At 65.3% G+C, this 18,225-nt stretch carries 12 protein-coding genes and 5 rRNA genes (1 of these 17 only partly in view); 14 read left to right on the top strand and 3 right to left on the bottom strand.

The window, feature by feature from the left end; all coding sequences use genetic code 11:
• The 13 genes from OG462_RS20035 to OG462_RS19975 all read left to right on the top strand — a co-directional run.
• Positions 1-990, top strand: a 23S ribosomal RNA gene (locus tag OG462_RS20035) (it extends 2,129 nt beyond the left edge of the window).
• 74 nt (positions 991-1,064) lie between these two features.
• Positions 1,065-1,181: ribosomal RNA gene (rrf, locus tag OG462_RS20030) — 5S ribosomal RNA — on the top strand.
• Between the two features lie 590 nt (positions 1,182-1,771).
• Positions 1,772-3,297 (top strand): 16S ribosomal RNA (locus OG462_RS20025).
• Between the two features lie 288 nt (positions 3,298-3,585).
• Positions 3,586-6,708, top strand: a 23S ribosomal RNA gene (locus OG462_RS20020).
• A 74-nt stretch (positions 6,709-6,782) separates the two neighbouring features.
• Positions 6,783-6,899 (top strand): 5S ribosomal RNA (gene rrf / locus OG462_RS20015).
• Together the 16S, 23S and 5S rRNA genes form the textbook arrangement of a ribosomal RNA operon.
• Before the next feature lie 67 nt (positions 6,900-6,966).
• The gene (locus OG462_RS20010) at positions 6,967-7,614 is read left to right on the top strand and encodes an HAD family hydrolase (RefSeq protein WP_406059388.1); all 648 of its coding nucleotides are present in this window, start codon (positions 6,967-6,969) and stop codon (positions 7,612-7,614) included.
• A gap of 43 nt (positions 7,615-7,657) precedes the next feature.
• Positions 7,658-8,863 (top strand): MFS transporter, encoded by a 1,206-nt coding sequence (locus tag OG462_RS20005; RefSeq protein ID WP_406059386.1) that lies wholly within the window; start codon positions 7,658-7,660, stop codon positions 8,861-8,863.
• Positions 8,832-10,007 (top strand): acetoin utilization protein AcuC, encoded by a 1,176-nt coding sequence (locus OG462_RS20000; RefSeq protein WP_406059384.1) that lies wholly within the window; start codon positions 8,832-8,834, stop codon positions 10,005-10,007. Before OG462_RS20005 ends, OG462_RS20000 begins: the two co-directional genes overlap by 32 nt.
• Positions 10,008-10,182: 175 nt before the next feature.
• Positions 10,183-10,998, top strand: coding sequence for a phosphatase (locus OG462_RS19995; RefSeq protein WP_406059382.1), 816 nt, complete (start codon positions 10,183-10,185; stop codon positions 10,996-10,998).
• A 127-nt stretch (positions 10,999-11,125) separates the two neighbouring features.
• Positions 11,126-11,335: a helix-turn-helix domain-containing protein gene (locus OG462_RS19990; RefSeq protein ID WP_015034391.1), complete on the top strand. Its 210-nt coding sequence runs from the start codon at positions 11,126-11,128 to the stop codon at positions 11,333-11,335.
• Between the two features lie 164 nt (positions 11,336-11,499).
• Complete coding sequence (locus OG462_RS19985) at positions 11,500-11,598, top strand: 30S ribosomal protein bS22 (protein ID WP_003948845.1); 99 nt, start codon at positions 11,500-11,502, stop codon at positions 11,596-11,598.
• A gap of 138 nt (positions 11,599-11,736) precedes the next feature.
• Positions 11,737-12,840, top strand: coding sequence for an NAD-dependent epimerase/dehydratase family protein (locus tag OG462_RS19980; protein ID WP_406059379.1), 1,104 nt, complete (start codon positions 11,737-11,739; stop codon positions 12,838-12,840).
• Positions 12,841-12,855: 15 nt separating this feature from the next.
• Complete coding sequence (locus OG462_RS19975; protein ID WP_406059377.1) at positions 12,856-13,917, top strand: lysophospholipid acyltransferase family protein; 1,062 nt, start codon at positions 12,856-12,858, stop codon at positions 13,915-13,917.
• A gap of 73 nt (positions 13,918-13,990) precedes the next feature.
• On the opposite strand, the gene OG462_RS19970 is transcribed toward OG462_RS19975, so the two are convergent.
• From OG462_RS19970 to OG462_RS19960, 3 genes are all read right to left on the bottom strand, one after another.
• The gene (locus OG462_RS19970; protein ID WP_406059375.1) at positions 13,991-15,229 is read right to left on the bottom strand and encodes a DUF5667 domain-containing protein; all 1,239 of its coding nucleotides are present in this window, start codon (positions 15,227-15,229) and stop codon (positions 13,991-13,993) included.
• A 298-nt stretch (positions 15,230-15,527) separates the two neighbouring features.
• The gene (locus tag OG462_RS19965; RefSeq protein WP_406059373.1) at positions 15,528-16,313 is read right to left on the bottom strand and encodes an ECF subfamily RNA polymerase sigma factor, BldN family; all 786 of its coding nucleotides are present in this window, start codon (positions 16,311-16,313) and stop codon (positions 15,528-15,530) included.
• 460 nt (positions 16,314-16,773) lie between these two features.
• A complete protein-coding gene (locus tag OG462_RS19960) occupies positions 16,774-17,733 on the bottom strand; it encodes an HAD family hydrolase (protein ID WP_406059371.1) in 960 nt (319 codons plus the stop codon).
• Positions 17,734-17,875: 142 nt separating this feature from the next.
• Here OG462_RS19960 and OG462_RS19955 point away from each other — a divergent pair, with 142 nt between their 5' ends.
• Positions 17,876-18,157 carry a glutaredoxin family protein gene (locus OG462_RS19955; RefSeq protein WP_406059369.1) on the top strand — a complete coding sequence of 94 codons (282 nt, stop codon included), beginning with the start codon at positions 17,876-17,878 and terminating at the stop codon, positions 18,155-18,157.
• Positions 18,158-18,225: the final 68 nt, after the last annotated feature.

The raw sequence follows: 18,225 nt of genomic DNA, 5'->3' as shown, positions 1-18,225 counted from the left end.
GTAACTATAACCATCCTAAGGTAGCGAAATTCCTTGTCGGGTAAGTTCCGACCTGCACGAATGGCGTAACGACTTCTCGACTGTCTCAACCATAGGCCCGGTGAAATTGCACTACGAGTAAAGATGCTCGTTTCGCGCAGCAGGACGGAAAGACCCCGGGACCTTTACTACAGTTTGATATTGGTGTTCGGTTCGGCTTGTGTAGGATAGGTGGGAGACTTTGAAGCCGTGACGCCAGTCATGGTGGAGTCGCCGTTGAAATACCACTCTGGTCGTGCTGGATGTCTAACCTCGGTCCGTGATCCGGATCAGGGACAGTGTCTGATGGGTAGTTTAACTGGGGCGGTTGCCTCCCAAAGGGTAACGGAGGCGCCCAAAGGTTCCCTCAGCCTGGTTGGCAATCAGGTGTTGAGTGTAAGTGCACAAGGGAGCTTGACTGTGAGACCGACGGGTCGAGCAGGGACGAAAGTCGGGACTAGTGATCCGGCGGTGGCTTGTGGAAGCGCCGTCGCTCAACGGATAAAAGGTACCCCGGGGATAACAGGCTGATCTTCCCCAAGAGTCCATATCGACGGGATGGTTTGGCACCTCGATGTCGGCTCGTCGCATCCTGGGGCTGGAGTCGGTCCCAAGGGTTGGGCTGTTCGCCCATTAAAGCGGTACGCGAGCTGGGTTTAGAACGTCGTGAGACAGTTCGGTCCCTATCCGCTGCGCGCGTAGGAATATTGAGAAGGGCTGTCCCTAGTACGAGAGGACCGGGACGGACGAACCTCTGGTGTGCCAGTTGTCCTGCCAAGGGCATGGCTGGTTGGCTACGTTCGGGAGGGATAACCGCTGAAAGCATCTAAGCGGGAAGCCTGCTTCGAGATGAGTATTCCCACCTCCTTGAGAGGGTAAGGCTCCCAGTAGACGACTGGGTTGATAGGCCGGATGTGGAAGCCCAGTAATGGGTGGAGCTGACCGGTACTAATAGGCCGAGGGCTTGTCCTCAGTTGCTCGCGTCCACTGTGTTAGTTCTGAAGTAACGAACTGTGCCGATTTCCGGTTGGTTAACTTCATAGAGTTTCGGTGGTCATAGCGTTAGGGAAACGCCCGGTTACATTCCGAACCCGGAAGCTAAGCCTTTCAGCGCCGATGGTACTGCAGGGGGGACCCTGTGGGAGAGTAGGACGCCGCCGAACAATCATTGTGGGAAAGCCCCGCACCTCATGGTGCGGGGCTTTTCTGCGTTCTGGACCACTGCCTGGCCGGCAGCCCCGGCTTCCTGCCTGCCGGCGACCCCGGTGGGTGCCGCCGGCAGTGGCAATCCGACCCCCAAACATCTGATAGAGTCGGAGACGCAGGAAGGGACCGACGCGAAAGCGAAGGGACCGGAAAGCACCGAGGAAATCAGACCGAAAAGATCTGATAGAGTCGGAACCGCCGGAAGGGCCCGGAGCGAAAGCAAAAGGGGCCGGAAAGCACCGAGGAAATCGGATCGGAAAGATCTGATAGAGTCGGAAACGCAAGAACGAAGGGAAGCCCGGAGGAAAGCCCGAGAGGGTGAGTACAAAGGAAGCATCCGTTCCTTGAGAACTCAACAGCGTGCCAAAAATCAACGCCAGATTAGTTGATACCCCGTCCATCTTCGGATGGCGAGGTTCCTTTGAAAGTCCTGCCCGGCCCTTGTGGCGGGTAGGCAACATACACAGCGAGGACGCTGTGGACAGTCGGCCTTATTCCGGCCTGACTGTCCCGCTCAACGCGAGTGTCACCCGATTACGGGTAAACATTCACGGAGAGTTTGATCCTGGCTCAGGACGAACGCTGGCGGCGTGCTTAACACATGCAAGTCGAACGATGAAGCCCTTCGGGGTGGATTAGTGGCGAACGGGTGAGTAACACGTGGGCAATCTGCCCTTCACTCTGGGACAAGCCCTGGAAACGGGGTCTAATACCGGATAACACCGGCTTCCGCATGGAAGCTGGTTGAAAGCTCCGGCGGTGAAGGATGAGCCCGCGGCCTATCAGCTTGTTGGTGGGGTAATGGCCTACCAAGGCGACGACGGGTAGCCGGCCTGAGAGGGCGACCGGCCACACTGGGACTGAGACACGGCCCAGACTCCTACGGGAGGCAGCAGTGGGGAATATTGCACAATGGGCGAAAGCCTGATGCAGCGACGCCGCGTGAGGGATGACGGCCTTCGGGTTGTAAACCTCTTTCAGCAGGGAAGAAGCGAAAGTGACGGTACCTGCAGAAGAAGCGCCGGCTAACTACGTGCCAGCAGCCGCGGTAATACGTAGGGCGCAAGCGTTGTCCGGAATTATTGGGCGTAAAGAGCTCGTAGGCGGCTTGTCACGTCGGGTGTGAAAGCCCGGGGCTTAACCCCGGGTCTGCATCCGATACGGGCAGGCTAGAGTGTGGTAGGGGAGATCGGAATTCCTGGTGTAGCGGTGAAATGCGCAGATATCAGGAGGAACACCGGTGGCGAAGGCGGATCTCTGGGCCATTACTGACGCTGAGGAGCGAAAGCGTGGGGAGCGAACAGGATTAGATACCCTGGTAGTCCACGCCGTAAACGTTGGGAACTAGGTGTTGGCGACATTCCACGTCGTCGGTGCCGCAGCTAACGCATTAAGTTCCCCGCCTGGGGAGTACGGCCGCAAGGCTAAAACTCAAAGGAATTGACGGGGGCCCGCACAAGCAGCGGAGCATGTGGCTTAATTCGACGCAACGCGAAGAACCTTACCAAGGCTTGACATATACCGGAAAGCATTAGAGATAGTGCCCCCCTTGTGGTCGGTATACAGGTGGTGCATGGCTGTCGTCAGCTCGTGTCGTGAGATGTTGGGTTAAGTCCCGCAACGAGCGCAACCCTTGTCCTGTGTTGCCAGCATGCCCTTCGGGGTGATGGGGACTCACAGGAGACCGCCGGGGTCAACTCGGAGGAAGGTGGGGACGACGTCAAGTCATCATGCCCCTTATGTCTTGGGCTGCACACGTGCTACAATGGCCGGTACAAAGAGCTGCGATGCCGCGAGGCGGAGCGAATCTCAAAAAGCCGGTCTCAGTTCGGATTGGGGTCTGCAACTCGACCCCATGAAGTCGGAGTTGCTAGTAATCGCAGATCAGCATTGCTGCGGTGAATACGTTCCCGGGCCTTGTACACACCGCCCGTCACGTCACGAAAGTCGGTAACACCCGAAGCCGGTGGCCCAACCCCTTGTGGGAGGGAGCTGTCGAAGGTGGGACTGGCGATTGGGACGAAGTCGTAACAAGGTAGCCGTACCGGAAGGTGCGGCTGGATCACCTCCTTTCTAAGGAGCACAGTACCGATTGCAGGCAAATGTTCTGCACGGTCAGCTCATGGGTGGAACGTTGATTAGTTGGCACAGTCTCTCTCCGAGAAATCGTTAGTACTGCTTCGGCGTGGAAAACGGGATCGAGGAACGGACTGTGCTTGGCACGTTGTTGGGTATCTGAGGGTACGGCCGTAAGGTTTGTATCTTCGCGATGCCGGCCCCAGTGAACTCATCTGCTTGTCGGGTGGGGTGATGGGTGGCTGGTCGTTGCTTGAGAACTACACAGTGGACGCGAGCATCTGTGGCCAAGTTTTTAAGGGCGCACGGTGGATGCCTTGGCACCAGGAACCGATGAAGGACGTGGGAGGCCACGATAGTCCCCGGGGAGCCGTCAACCAGGCTTTGATCCGGGGGTTTCCGAATGGGGAAACCCGGCAGTCGTCATGGGCTGTCACCCATGCCTGAACACATAGGGCATGTGGAGGGAACGAGGGGAAGTGAAACATCTCAGTACCCTCAGGAAGAGAAAACAACCGTGATTCCGGGAGTAGTGGCGAGCGAAACCGGATGAGGCCAAACCGTATGCGTGTGATACCCGGCAGGGGTTGCGCATGCGGGGTTGTGGGATCTCTCTTTCACAGTCTGCCGGCTGTGAGACGAGTCAGAAACCGTTGATGTAGGCGAAGGACATGCGAAAGGTCCGGCGTAGAGGGTAAGACCCCCGTAGCTGAAACATTAACGGCTCGTTTGAGAGACACCCAAGTAGCACGGGGCCCGAGAAATCCCGTGTGAATCTGGCGGGACCACCCGCTAAGCCTAAATATTCCCTGGTGACCGATAGCGGATAGTACCGTGAGGGAATGGTGAAAAGTACCGCGGGAGCGGAGTGAAATAGTACCTGAAACCGTGTGCCTACAAGCCGTGGGAGCGTCGCTCATTGAGTTTACTCAATGGGTCGTGACTGCGTGCCTTTTGAAGAATGAGCCTGCGAGTTTGCGGTGCGTTGCGAGGTTAACCCGTGTGGGGAAGCCGTAGCGAAAGCGAGTCCGAATAGGGCGATTCAGTAGCGCGCTCAAGACCCGAAGCGGAGTGATCTAGCCATGGGCAGGTTGAAGCGGAGGTAAGACTTCGTGGAGGACCGAACCCACCAGGGTTGAAAACCTGGGGGATGACCTGTGGTTAGGGGTGAAAGGCCAATCAAACTCCGTGATAGCTGGTTCTCCCCGAAATGCATTTAGGTGCAGCGTCGTGTGTTTCTTGCCGGAGGTAGAGCACTGGATAGGCGATGGGCCCTACCGGGTTACTGACCTTAGCCAAACTCCGAATGCCGGTAAGTGAGAGCACGGCAGTGAGACTGTGGGGGATAAGCTCCATGGTCGAGAGGGAAACAGCCCAGAGCATCGACTAAGGCCCCTAAGCGTACGCTAAGTGGGAAAGGATGTGGAGTCGCAGAGACAACCAGGAGGTTGGCTTAGAAGCAGCCACCCTTGAAAGAGTGCGTAATAGCTCACTGGTCAAGTGATTCCGCGCCGACAATGTAGCGGGGCTCAAGCGTACCGCCGAAGTCGTGTCATTGCAGCAATAGGGCCAACGCCCGCTGTGATGGGTAGGGGAGCGTCGTGTGCCGGGTGAAGCAGCCGCGGAAGCGAGTTGTGGACGGTTCACGAGTGAGAATGCAGGCATGAGTAGCGATACACACGTGAGAAACGTGTGCGCCGATTGACTAAGGGTTCCTGGGTCAAGCTGATCTGCCCAGGGTAAGTCGGGACCTAAGGCGAGGCCGACAGGCGTAGTCGATGGACAACCGGTTGATATTCCGGTACCCGCTTTGAAACGCCCAATATCGAGCCCATTAATGCTAAGGCCGTGAAGCCGTTCCGGACCCTTCGGGGAAAGGAAAGTGGTGGAGCCGCTGATCCAAGGTGGTAGTAGGTAAGCGATGGGGTGACGCAGGAAGGTAGTCCAACCCGGGCGGTGGTAGTCCCGGGGTAAGGGTGTAGGGCGTTGTCCAGGTAAATCCGGACAGCACATAGCCTGAGACCTGATGCCGAGCCGATTGTGGTGAAGTGGATGATCCTATGCTGTCGAGAAAAGCCTCTAGCGAGTTTCATGGCGGCCCGTACCCTAAACCGACTCAGGTGGTCAGGTAGAGAATACCGAGGCGTTCGGGTGAACTATGGTTAAGGAACTCGGCAAAATGCCCCCGTAACTTCGGGAGAAGGGGGGCCACGTCTGGTGATCGGATTTACTCCGTGAGCTGGGGGTGGCCGCAGAGACCAGCGAGAAGCGACTGTTTACTAAAAACACAGGTCCGTGCGAAGCCGTAAGGCGATGTATACGGACTGACGCCTGCCCGGTGCTGGAACGTTAAGGGGACCGGTTAGCTCTGTTTCGACAGGGCGAAGCTGAGAACTTAAGCGCCAGTAAACGGCGGTGGTAACTATAACCATCCTAAGGTAGCGAAATTCCTTGTCGGGTAAGTTCCGACCTGCACGAATGGCGTAACGACTTCTCGACTGTCTCAACCATAGGCCCGGTGAAATTGCACTACGAGTAAAGATGCTCGTTTCGCGCAGCAGGACGGAAAGACCCCGGGACCTTTACTACAGTTTGATATTGGTGTTCGGTTCGGCTTGTGTAGGATAGGTGGGAGACTTTGAAGCCGTGACGCCAGTCATGGTGGAGTCGCCGTTGAAATACCACTCTGGTCGTGCTGGATGTCTAACCTCGGTCCGTGATCCGGATCAGGGACAGTGTCTGATGGGTAGTTTAACTGGGGCGGTTGCCTCCCAAAGGGTAACGGAGGCGCCCAAAGGTTCCCTCAGCCTGGTTGGCAATCAGGTGTTGAGTGTAAGTGCACAAGGGAGCTTGACTGTGAGACCGACGGGTCGAGCAGGGACGAAAGTCGGGACTAGTGATCCGGCGGTGGCTTGTGGAAGCGCCGTCGCTCAACGGATAAAAGGTACCCCGGGGATAACAGGCTGATCTTCCCCAAGAGTCCATATCGACGGGATGGTTTGGCACCTCGATGTCGGCTCGTCGCATCCTGGGGCTGGAGTCGGTCCCAAGGGTTGGGCTGTTCGCCCATTAAAGCGGTACGCGAGCTGGGTTTAGAACGTCGTGAGACAGTTCGGTCCCTATCCGCTGCGCGCGTAGGAATATTGAGAAGGGCTGTCCCTAGTACGAGAGGACCGGGACGGACGAACCTCTGGTGTGCCAGTTGTCCTGCCAAGGGCATGGCTGGTTGGCTACGTTCGGGAGGGATAACCGCTGAAAGCATCTAAGCGGGAAGCCTGCTTCGAGATGAGTATTCCCACCTCCTTGAGAGGGTAAGGCTCCCAGTAGACGACTGGGTTGATAGGCCGGATGTGGAAGCCCAGTAATGGGTGGAGCTGACCGGTACTAATAGGCCGAGGGCTTGTCCTCAGTTGCTCGCGTCCACTGTGTTAGTTCTGAAGTAACGAACTGTGCCGATTTCCGGTTGGTTAACTTCATAGAGTTTCGGTGGTCATAGCGTTAGGGAAACGCCCGGTTACATTCCGAACCCGGAAGCTAAGCCTTTCAGCGCCGATGGTACTGCAGGGGGGACCCTGTGGGAGAGTAGGACGCCGCCGAACAATTTTTAGCCTCAACCCCCGGACTCTGTCCGGGGGTTGAGGCATTTTTGCGTTCTAAGCTGGGTTCATGCGCTACGACCTGGTGATCTTCGACAACGACGGTGTGCTCGTGGACAGCGAGCCGATTTCCAACACGCTGTTGGCTGCCTATCTGACGGAGCTCGGGCATCCCACCACGTACGAGGAATCGGTGCGCGACTACATGGGGTCTGCCATGCACCGGATCCACGAGCTCGTCGAGGAGCGGAGTGGTCAGCGGTTGCCGGCGGAGTTCGATGAGACGTTCCATGCGCGGGTCTTCGCCGCCTTCCAGGCCGAGTTGGAGGCTGTGCCCGGAGCTCGGGAAGTGCTCAAGCAGCTGGCCGAGGCCGAGGTTCCGTACTGCGTGGCCTCCTCGGGGAGTCATGAGCGGATCCGGGTGGGGCACCGGAAGACCGGCCTCGACGCCTGGTTCCGGGACGAGATCGTCTTCAGTGCCGAGGACGTCGGTCGCGGGAAGCCGTCGCCCGATCTGTTTCTCCACGCCGCCTCGCGGATGGGGGTGGCGCCCGAGCGGTGTGTGGTGGTCGAGGACAGCCGGCTCGGGGTGCAGGCGGCGGTGGCGGCCGGGATGGACGTCTACGGGTTCACCGCGATGACGCCCGAGGAGAAGCTCACCGGGGCGAACGGGTTCTTCCGCGGCATGGATGAGCTGCCGGCGATATTGGGACTGTGATCCATCTACCCCGGAGTAGGTTCCGGCCGTACGCTGTGCCGCCATGACGGATGCGCGGTTGCGGCGTGGGCGGGGATCCCTGGCGGTCAGCTTTTTTGTGCAGGGGGTGACGTTCGCCCTGCTCGTGACCCGAATACCGGCCATCCAGGACCAGTACGGGATATCGGACGCACTGCTGCCGGCCTTCCTGGCCGCCGTGCCGATCCTGGCCGGTGTGGCGAGTGTGATGACCGAGAAGGTCGTCGCCAAGGCGGGGCCGGCGGTGGTGCTGCGGTGGGCCCAGCCGTTCGTGCTGCTCGCGCTGCTTGCCGTGGGTATCGGGAACGAGCTGTGGCAGGCGGCCCTCGCCCTGGGGCTCTTCGGGCTCGCGGTCGGTGCACTCGACGCCTCCATGAACATGTTGGGGGTCAGCCTCCAGCGGGCGTACGGCCGGAGCATCATGCTCGGCTTCCATGCCTCGTACAGCCTCGGTGGGATCGCGGGGGCCTCGCTGGCCTGGGTGGGGGCGCACTGGCATCTGTCGCTCTTCGTGTCGTACCTGCCGGTCGTGGCGGTGCTGCTGCCCCTCGCCTTCATCGGGAGCCGGTGGTACGTGGCCGGCGGTGACGCGCCCGAGGCCCTGGCGGAGGCGGGGGAGAGCAAGGGGAGCGGTGTCGCCTTCAAGCTGCTGCTGCCGCTCTGTCTGGTGATGACCTTCGCGTACATCGGGGACTCCACCGTCTCCAACTGGAGTGCCAAGTACCTCCAGGACGTGCTGGGCAGCTCGGAGGAGCTGGCGACCGTCCCGTACAACGCGTACATGGTGACGACGCTGCTCGGGCGGGCCGTGGGGGACTTCGGGGTGCGGCGGCTCGGGGCCGTGGCGGTCGTGCGGGCCGGGGCGGTGCTCGCGGCGCTGGGGTTCGCGGTGGTGGCGGTGTCGCCGGGGGCCTGGGCGGGGATCGCGGGGTTCACGGTGCTCGGGTTGGGGCTGAGTGTGATCGTGCCGCAGACGTTCGCGGCGGCGGGGCGGTTGTTCCCCGGGGCCAGCGACTCTGCGGTGGCGCGGCTGAATGTCTTCAACTACGTCGGGTTCCTGATCGGGTCCCCTCTGGTGGGGGCGCTCGGGGACGCGTGGAGCTATCGGGGGGCCATGCTGGTGCCGATGGTGCTTGTCCTGGTGACGGTGGTGTACGCCACGTCGTTCGGTTCGCGAGCGGCCCGATACGGTGGCGGGCATGAGCGGCCGCGCACTGTTGATGTGGGATGAAGCTGTCACGCAGTACGACTTCGGGTCCGAGCATCCGATGGATCCGGTACGGCTCGCGCTGACGATGTCGCTGGTGCGGGCGTACGGGCTCGACCGGGCTGTGGACGTGGTCGCGGCGAAGCCGGCCGGGGACTCGACGTTGCGTCTCGTCCACCGTGAGGACTATGTGGCGGCGGTGCGGGCGGCGTCGGTCGATCCGCGTCACGCCGACCAGGCGTACGGGCTCGGCACGGTCGACGATCCGGCGTTCGCCGGGATGCACGAGGCGTCGGCGCTGATCGCGGGTCAGTCGGTGGGTGCGGCGGAGGCGCTGTGGCGCGGGGAGGCCACGCACGCGGTGAACTTCGCGGGCGGGTTGCACCACGCGATGCCGGGGGCCGCGTCGGGGTTCTGTATCTACAACGACGCGTCCTTGGCGATCGCCCGGCTGCTCGAGCTGGGTGCGGAGCGGGTCGCGTACGTGGATGTGGACGTCCATCACGGGGACGGGGTGCAGGCGGCGTTCTGGGAGGACCCCAGGGTGCTGACGATCTCGCTCCACGAGCATCCGCGGACGCTGTTCCCGCAGACGGGGTGGCCGGAGGAGACCGGCGCGGCCGGGCCCGGTGAGGGCGGGGCCGTGAACGTGGCGCTGCCGGCCGGGACGGGGGACGAGGGGTGGCTGCGGGCGTTCCACGCGGTCGTGCCGGAGCTCCTCGCGGACTTCCGGCCGCAGGTCCTCGTCACCCAGCACGGTGCGGACACCCACTTCGAGGATCCGCTGGCCCATCTGGCGGTGTCGCTCGACGCGCAGCGGGCGGTGCAGGAGGCCTGTCACGAGCTGGCGCACGAGTACGCCGAGGGGCGTTGGCTGGCTCTGGGCGGTGGCGGGTACGCGGTGGTCGACGTCGTACCGCGGTCGTGGACGCATCTGGTGGGGATCGCCGCGCATGCCCCGGTGGATCCGGAGTCGGTGATCCCGTCGTCCTGGCGGGACGAGGTGTACGCGCGGACCCGGCAGCTGGGGCCCGGGAGGATGACGGACGGGCGGTGGCCGGTGGGCTTCCGGGACTGGTCCGAGGGGTACGACCCGGCGGACCGGCTGGACCAGGCGGTGCTCGCTACCCGGAAGGCGGCGTTTCCGCTGCGGGGGCTGCTCGCGTAGGGGCTTGGTTGGGGATTGCTCGGGGGCCGCCTGGGGTCCTTGGGGGTCCGTCCGGCGGGATCTCCGCGGGCTCGCCCGGGTATCGCCCAGAACGTTCTGGTGGGCGTTACGCCGACTGTGGGGTGTCCGGGGGGTTTGGGCTCCGCGGAGGGGGTGTTCCGGCAGCATCGGGAGGGTGTTGAGTACCGGGGCGCTGCGGGCGCATCTGTTGGCAGCGGGGTTGGCGGGAACGGTGGCGACGTCGCGGGAGGAGAGCCTGCGGAGCTATCGGCTCTTCGCCGCGCGGGATCCGCGGGTGCTGCTGGGGCTCGATCCCACGTGGGGGTGGGGTGAGGCCGATCTGTTGCGGCTGATGGCCGACAAATGCGGCGTGTCGGGGGATCCGGCGCACCGGTCGGGGCCCGACGTCATCGATCCCGAGAGGACGCTGCGGGGGCTCGACGCCTTCGCCGCGCGGTTGGGCGCGGCGGCCGCGCGGCGGGTTCCGGTGCTCTTCGGGACGGGGCATCCGCATCGTCTGCTCGGTTTCTACGTCGCTCTCGCAGACGCCTTGTCGTCGGCGGGATGTCTTGTTCTCACACCGGCGCAGGGGCGATGTGTCGACATAACGACCCGGTTCGGCGTACGCACGTACCTTCTCGACTACGTACGGGGGGTCGCACTGGTGCGAGAGCCGGGGCCGTCGGGGGGTGGGCGCGAGCCGGGGGCGCACTCCCACTCGCCGCTGCCGGTTAGGGCGGCTCTGGAGAGCGCGGCCGAGTGTGGTGGGCCGCTGCCGGAGCTCGTGGTGGGGGACCACGGATGGGTCTGCGGGGCAGGTCAGCTGGGTATCGAGGCCATCGGTCTCGCTGATACGGATGATCCGGCGCTGTTCGTCGGTGAGGCGGAGGGGCAGGTGTCGGTGGCCGTTCCGCTTGATGACGGCGTGCGCTCCGACTACTACCGTCCGCTGACGCGCTATGTACTCAATCGAGCGTGTCTGTCACGGTAAACGGCAGGTGGCAGCACCTCTTCCCCACTCGTACCACCCGCCCCTAGTCTGGAGAGTGAGCGCTCGGCGACGAAGAGTCACCGGAGGGGAAGCCGGTGGGCGTCGCGGCGGAAGGTACAGGTGGGTCATGGCTGCTGGCGAACGACCTCTCAACGAGGTCAAGTTTCTGACCGTGGCGGAAGTCGCCTCGGTGATGCGCGTGTCCAAGATGACCGTGTACCGCTTGGTGCACAGTGGTCATCTGCCGGCGATCCGGGTGGGCAGGTCCTTCCGGGTGCCGGAACAGGCGGTTCACGAGTACCTGCGGGAGTCCTTCGTGGGGGTGGGGACCGCGTAGCGCGAGCGCGGCGACAACGCCGGGAAAGCTCCGTATGTCCCTCGGATTACAAGCGCGGTGCTCGGGACGGTAGGCTAGGCCGACGTAGGTCGTGTGGGCCCAGACGCCCCGCACCGATCCCCGCCGGGAGGCGGGGATGTTCCGAGAAGTGAGCGAGGGTAGTCGTGGGCTCTGTTATCAAGAAGCGGCGTAAGCGGATGGCCAAGAAGAAGCACCGCAAGCTGCTCAAGCGCACGCGCGTTCAGCGTCGCAACAAGAAGTAAGGCGACAGCTGCTTCGCAGCGTTCTGTGCGTCAGACGTGGCCCTTCACCGTTCGCGGTGGAGGGCCACGTTTTATTTGCGCGGAAATCTTGAGGCGCTACGGTGGCGACCAACGGAAGACGGACGGAAGGCGCTGATCTTGGGCAAGGTCGTGCTCGTCACCGGTGCCGCCCGGTATCTCGGGGGTCGCTTCGTGCGGCGGATCCAGCGGGATCCCGAAGTGGACCGGGTGATCGCGGTGGACGCGGTCGACCCGGCGCACCAGCTCGGCGCCGCCGAGTTCGTACGGGCGGACATCCGCCGGCCGGAGATCGCCAAGGTTCTCGCCGAGCACGACGTCGACACGGTGGTCCATCTGGACGTCACCGGTACGGCGCTCGGTGGCGGCGGTCGTACGTCGGTCAAGGAGACCAACGTCATCGGCACCATGCAGCTGCTCGGCGCCTGCCAGAAGTCGCCGCGGATCAGCCGGCTCGTGATCAAGTCCAGTACCAGCGTCTACGGCTCCGCGCCCCGCGACCCGGCCGTCTTCACAGAGACGACGCCCGCGAAGTCGCTGCCCAGTGGAGGCTTCGCGAAGGACGCCGTCGAGGTCGAGGGGTACGTACGGGGGTTCGCCCGGCGTCGCCCGGACGTGGCCGTGTGCGTGCTGCGGTTCGCGAACATCCTCGGGCCCCGGATCGACTCCCCGCTCGCCGAGTACCTAGCGCTGCCGGTGCTGCCGACCGTCCTCGGCTACGACCCGCGTCTGCAGTTCGTCCACGAGGACGACGTCATCGACGTACTGCGCCTGGCGGCGCACGAGCCGCGCAGGGCCACCCTGAACAGCGGCACCTTCAACGTGGCGGGCGACGGGGTGCTGCTGCTCTCCCAGTGCGCGCGGCGGCTCGGGCGGCCCACCGTGCCGGTGCTGCTGCCGGCCGTCACCTGGGTGGGGACGGCGCTGCGTACCGTCGGGATCACCGACTTCGCGCCCGAGCAGATCCGGCTGCTCACCCACGGCCGGGTCGTGTCGACGGTCCAGACGCGCGAGGTCCTCGGATTCTCGCCGCGCTACACCACGGCGGAGGCGCTCGCCGACTTCGGGCGCGGCCGGGGGCCCGGGCTGCTGCCGCCGGAGATGCTCGCGGGGGCGGTGGACCGGATCGCGGGGCGGCTCGGCTCGTCGACCGCGCGGCCGGACGGCTCCGTACCCCCGGTTCACTCGGTTCAACCTGTTCACTCTGTTCACGACGGCGCCTGAGGAGACCGGACAGCGATGGCGGACGCCAAGGTCATTCCGTTCGACGACGACCGGTCGCGGGCCCGGCGACGGCCCGGCCGCGCCGACGGCGAGGCGGCGGCCGTACGGGCCCTGCCGGGGCCGCTGCAGGGCCCCCAGGGCCCGGAGGGGGGCCAGGAGGGTCCGGCTCCCGGCAAGGCCGAGGAGGCCGCCCCTGGTGCCGACGTCGGGGTCGAGGCAGAGGTCGACTCCGGGGCCGGTGGGTGGGAGCGGCGGCTCGCGGGCGGGCTCGCGTTCCTGCGGCGCCGGATCACCGGTGACTACGAGGTCGACGAGTTCGGCTATGACGAGGAGCTCACCGACCAGGTCCTGATGTCGCTGCTCCGCCCGATGTACGAGAAGTACTTCCGGGTCGAGGTGAAGGGCGTCGAGAACATCCCGGCCGAGGGCGGGGCGCTCATCGTCGCCAACCACTCCGGGACCCTGCCGCTGGACGGGCTGATGATGCAGGTCGCCGTCCACGACCACCACCCGGCCGGGCGGCATCTGCGGTTGCTCGCGGCCGACCTGGTCTTCGTGCTGCCGGTCGTCAACGAGCTGGCCCGCAAGGCGGGGCACACCCTGGCCTGCGCGGAGGATGCGGAGCGGTTGCTGCGTGCGGGTGAGATCGTCGGCGTGATGCCGGAGGGCTTCAAGGGGATCGGGAAGCCCTTCGGGGAGCGGTACAAGCTCCAGCGGTTCGGGCGGGGTGGCTTCGTGTCGACGGCGCTGCGGGCCGGGGTGCCGATCGTGCCCTGCTCGATCGTCGGGGCCGAGGAGATATACCCGATGATCGGGAACGCCAGGACGCTGGCGCGGGTGCTCGGCTTCCCGTACTTCCCGCTCACCCCGACGTTCCCCTGGCTGGGGCCGCTCGGGGCGCTGCCGCTGCCGACGAAGTGGACGATCCAGTTCGGCGAGCCGATCCCGACGGACTCGTACGCGCCGGAGGCGGCGGAGGACCCGATGCTGATGTTCAACCTGACGGACCAGGTGCGGGAGCAGATCCAGCACACGCTCTACAAGTTGCTCGTGCAGAGGCGGTCGGTCTTCTTCTGATCCGGGTCCCGTGAGGTCCTCAAGGCAAGGAAGAAGGGGCGCCCCCCGTCCGTGGGGGCGCCCCTTCCTCTTGCTAGCGAGCGTCCTCGCTGTCGATGCCGAGGCCTGGAAGCAGGCCCGGCAGGAGTGGCGGAAGGGTCACGTCCGGCACTTCGGGTGGCATCTGGCCGTCCGAGGGGATCGTCGGTGTGCCGGTCGGGGAGGGCTTGAGCAGTCCGCCGGCGCTGCCGCCGAGGAGACCGTCGTCCTCCGGTGATTCGGTGCCGTTGTCCGCGCTCGGGCTGGTGCCCGTGCTGGGACCGGACGGGCGGGGCGGTGCGGAGTGGCTGCCCGAGGGCGGAGCCTGGTGGGTGGACGGCGGACGCTGGGTGTCCGTGCCCTGGGGGTCCCGCGGAGCACCGGGGCTGCCGCCGGGGCTCTCCGTACCGATCGCGCCCTTCTCGGGGGTGCGGGGGAGCACCGACTGGAGCGGCTCGACCTCTTCGTCCATGGCGTCGAAGACGTGCGTGACCTCACTGCCGACGTCCGAAAGCTGGACGGGGAGCCGGTCGCGGAGGCCGTTCCAGGTGTCCCGGTGGGCCTGGGCGAAGGAGTTGAGCCGGGCCATCGGGGCGATCTCGCCGTCCCGCTGGTACGCCTGGCGGAGCAGGCGGTGGCCCTCGGTGGCGTCGTGCTTCATCCCGCCCAGGACCCGGCGGATCTCGGTGAGCGACTCGTGGTCGAGGTCGCCGACGCGGCCGCGCTCCATGAGTCTGCGGGCCTCGCTGAGTCGGGTGGATGCCTGGTCGAGGTAGATGCCGCCGCGGTCCGCGTCGTCGTCCGCCATTCCCAGCTTGATGTCCTCCATGCCTCGCTTGAGCCCGTAGAGCGAGTCACCGGGAAGCGCGTCGGAGCTGGCTGCCGCCACTCCGCCGAAGGCACCCGCCGCCACGCCGACCGTGAGGCCGCCGGCGGCGAGCCCCTTGGTCCAGCGGGAACGGGGTCGTAGCTTCCGCAGCGGGGACGCCCGGTGGGCTCCCTTGCCGCCGGCGGTGCGCTGCTCGGGCACCGTGGGGGCCCCGGCCGCGCTCCCCTCCATGAGCATCGCTTCCATGGCGGCGACGAGCTGGGCTCGCTGCACCACCTTGACCTCGGGGTCCAGCTGTGGTTTCGGCAGTTCGCCGAGGCCGTTCGCCAAGGCCAACAGCCGCCCCTGCTCGGCCGGTTCTGCCGGAGTCTCCGGCTGATCGGCCGCCGCGCCCTCGGACTCCCGGTCCTCCAGGGCCTGGGCGAAGGCGTTCGCCCGCCGGTGCGCCGATACGTTCGCGATCACTGGCGGCACCTCCTCTCGTCATGACGGTCGACTCCCCGGGGTGACCGGAAGGTTGCACACCTTGAGCGCATCCACACGAAAGAGTGAGTGGCTGCGGACATGGCGTGTCCACAGGGAGCCTGCATCCCGCACAACGAGCGGCGCGGCACTTGGGTTACGCGCGAAAGATGATCGGACCAGTGCGTCATCGAGGCGTCACCGACTGTGAGTTGGGCGGGGGTCGTGGAGACGTGAGGGGAACTGCGGGGGTGGGCGCGCGGACCGGTCCGCGGGGGCGTGTGTGGGGGGAGCGAACCGGTCAGCGGGCGTCGTCCGGGAGAAGGCGGGCCAGGGTACGGACGGCCCGGTACTGGAGGGTCTTGATGGCCCCCTCGTTCTTTCCCATGACCCGGGCGGTCTCGGCGACCGAGAGGCCCTGGAGGAAGCGCAGGGTCACGCACTCCTGCTGCTGGGGGTTGAGGCGGCGGACCGCGTCGAGGAGCGCGGCGTTGGAGAGGGACTCCAGGACGGAGTCCTCGGGGCTGCGCTCGACCTCGTTGGCGTCGAGCATCTCGCCGGTGGTCACTTCCAGCCGGAAGCGGCTGGACTTGAAGTGGTCGGCGACCAGGTTCCTGGCGATGGTGACGAGCCAGGCGCCGAAGTCGCGGCCCTGCCAGGTGAAGGTGGAGATCCGGCGCAGGGCGCGCAGGAACGTCTCGCTTGTGAGGTCCTCCGCTGTCGCCTTCCCGCCGACGCGGTAGTAGATGTAGCGGTAGACGGTGTCGCTGTACTGGTCGTACAGGCGGCCGAAGGCCTCGGCCTCGCCCGCCTGGGCGCGCTCGACCAGGTCCATCATGCGAGCGCTGTCGCTGTCGGCGGTGGGGCGGCGTGCGGTGGTCGAGGTTCCGGAGCGGGCACCGCGTCTGCCCACGGCGGCGCTGCCGTCGGCCAGGGCATAGCAAGGGCCGGCGGGTGCCGGTGCGGCGAAGGCGAAGGCGGGGACAGGGCCGGCGTACGCGGTGGGGACGAAGCCGCGCAAACGGTCGCGGACCGTTGCGCGCAGCGTAGCCAGGCCCGAGGTGTCAACCCCGACGTGTGGGTACACGGGACTCCCAGAGGCAGAGCTTCCATCACGTGCAGTGCGGGACCGTTCACTCGTCGTGGCGACGTGAGGGGTCCTTTGTGCGTCCCAGGAGAATAACGCTTCGTACAGGCAGCGCTACACCCAGTTGCTCAAATCACCGGTTACGTCGGTTCTGTTACTGCTTGCAGTCGGATCAAGGTGCTATTGGTGACCGATTGTTGATCGGTTTGCTTCCGAGTGTGACTGCGCCGGCGTTGCGTTGTGCTCAAGTGCGGGACCGGTGAGTGATCGGGGCCGCTGCGGGGTAAGGAGCCCAGAATGCCTGGGAGTCGACCTGTGCGGTGGTGTTCGACCACGGACGGGTGAGGGCCGCTGGTCCGGGGTTGTCGCAGATGATCGCAGCCGAAACGTATCGGCAGGTGCCCGGCGCGCGGCGGAGAGTGAGCTCCGTGAGGGGGAGGCGGGGGAGCGGCGCCGGGCCTCAGTGGCGGCGGCGGTGCAGGGCGACCGCGGCCGCCGTACCGCCGGCCAGGGCGCCGAGGCCCGCGGCGGCCGGGATGCCGACCTTGGCGGCCTTGCGGCCGGTCCGGTAGTCGCGCAGCCGCCAGTCCCGGGCCTTCGCGTACTTGCGGAGCTTGGTGTCCGGGTTGATCGCGTACGGGTGTCCGACGAGCGAGAGCATCGGGATGTCGTTGGCCGAGTCGCTGTAGGCGGCGCAACGGTTCAGGTCGAGGCCCTCGGCGGCGGCGAGAGCCCGTACCGCCTCGGCCTTCGCCGGGCCGTGCAGGGGCTCGCCGACCAGCTTGCCCGTATAGACGCCGTCGACGGACTCGGCGACGGTGCCGAGCGCGCCGGTCAGGCCGAGCCTGCGGGCGATGATCGTGGCCGTCTCGACCGGGGCGGCCGTGACCAGCCAGACCTTCTGGCCCGCGTCCAGGTGCGCCTGGGCGAGGTCGCGGGTGCCGGGCCAGATGCGGTCGGCCATGTACTCGTCGTAGATCTCCTCGCCGATCGACATCAGTTCGGAGACCCGGTGGCCCTTGACGATGGACAGGGCGCTGTCGCGGGCGTCCCGCATGTGCTCGGGGTCCTCGACGCCGGCGAGCTGGAACCAGGCCTGCTGCCAGGCGAAGCGGGCGAGTTCGCGGCGCTGGAAGAACTTCCGCTTGTACAGGCCGCGGCCGAAGTGGAAGATCGAGGCGCCCTGCATCACGGTGTTGTCGAGATCGAAGAACGCGGCCGCCCGTACGTCGCCGACGACCGGGAACTCGGGCTCGGCCGGGGTCTCGGCCTCCGTGGTCTCGGTGGCCGCCGCCTCCTCCCGCTCCCGTTCCAGCTGGAGCGAGGACTTGCGCGCTGCCTCGGCAGCGGCCTCGCCTGCGAGGACGCTGCGCGCGGTGGCGGAGCGCCTACGGGGGGTGAGCCATCCCAGAGCGGCCATGCCGTGAGCATAGCCAGTCTGTTCGGTACTTCCCGACTTGTGACGATGCCGGGGCGTGAACAGTGTGGGGCTCCCCTGTTAATCGGGTGCTGCCCCGCGTGCCCCGTCGTGGCGGGGTACGGCGCGCGGTCGGCGGGACAGAATGGACGTCATGTTCGGACGGACGAAGAAGAAGGCGGACGCCGGGTCGCGCACCGTGACGCTGATCGGCAAGCCGGGGTGTCATCTCTGCGACGACGCCCGCGCGGTGATCGAGGCCGTGTGCGCGGAGGCGGGGGCGCGATGGGAGGAGAAGGACATCACCCAGGACGAGGCGCTCCACCAGGCGTACTGGGAGCAGATTCCCGTCGTTCTGGTCGACGGCGAGCAGCACACGTTCTGGCGTGTCGACGCCGGGCGGCTCCGGCGTGAACTGGGTGTGTGACCGAAAGACGGCTACCATCATGGACGTTTTGTTGGGCTTCGGGGGCCGTGTCGTGAGGAGTGTGTGCG

It is taken from the genome of Streptomyces sp. NBC_01077, from assembly GCF_045162855.1.
Classification (GTDB): Bacteria; Actinomycetota; Actinomycetes; order Streptomycetales; family Streptomycetaceae; genus Streptomyces.
Note: the sequence above shows the minus strand (reverse complement) of the source record. Positions and strands in the feature narration are given on the sequence as shown.

Excerpts from the sequence above, each read along its gene's own strand:
- OG462_RS20010 (WP_406059388.1), top strand. The coding sequence starts at position 6,967 with ATGCGCTACGACCTGGTGATCTTCGACAACGACGGTGTGCTCGTGGAC.
- OG462_RS20005 (WP_406059386.1), top strand. The coding sequence starts at position 7,658 with ATGACGGATGCGCGGTTGCGGCGTGGGCGGGGATCCCTGGCGGTCAGC.
- OG462_RS20000 (WP_406059384.1), top strand. The coding sequence starts at position 8,832 with ATGAGCGGCCGCGCACTGTTGATGTGGGATGAAGCTGTCACGCAGTAC.
- OG462_RS19990 (WP_015034391.1), top strand. The coding sequence starts at position 11,126 with ATGGCTGCTGGCGAACGACCTCTCAACGAGGTCAAGTTTCTGACCGTG.
- OG462_RS19975 (WP_406059377.1), top strand. The coding sequence starts at position 12,856 with ATGGCGGACGCCAAGGTCATTCCGTTCGACGACGACCGGTCGCGGGCC.
- OG462_RS19960 (WP_406059371.1), bottom strand. The coding sequence starts at position 17,733 with ATGGCCGCTCTGGGATGGCTCACCCCCCGTAGGCGCTCCGCCACCGCG.
- OG462_RS19955 (WP_406059369.1), top strand. The coding sequence starts at position 17,876 with ATGGACGTCATGTTCGGACGGACGAAGAAGAAGGCGGACGCCGGGTCG.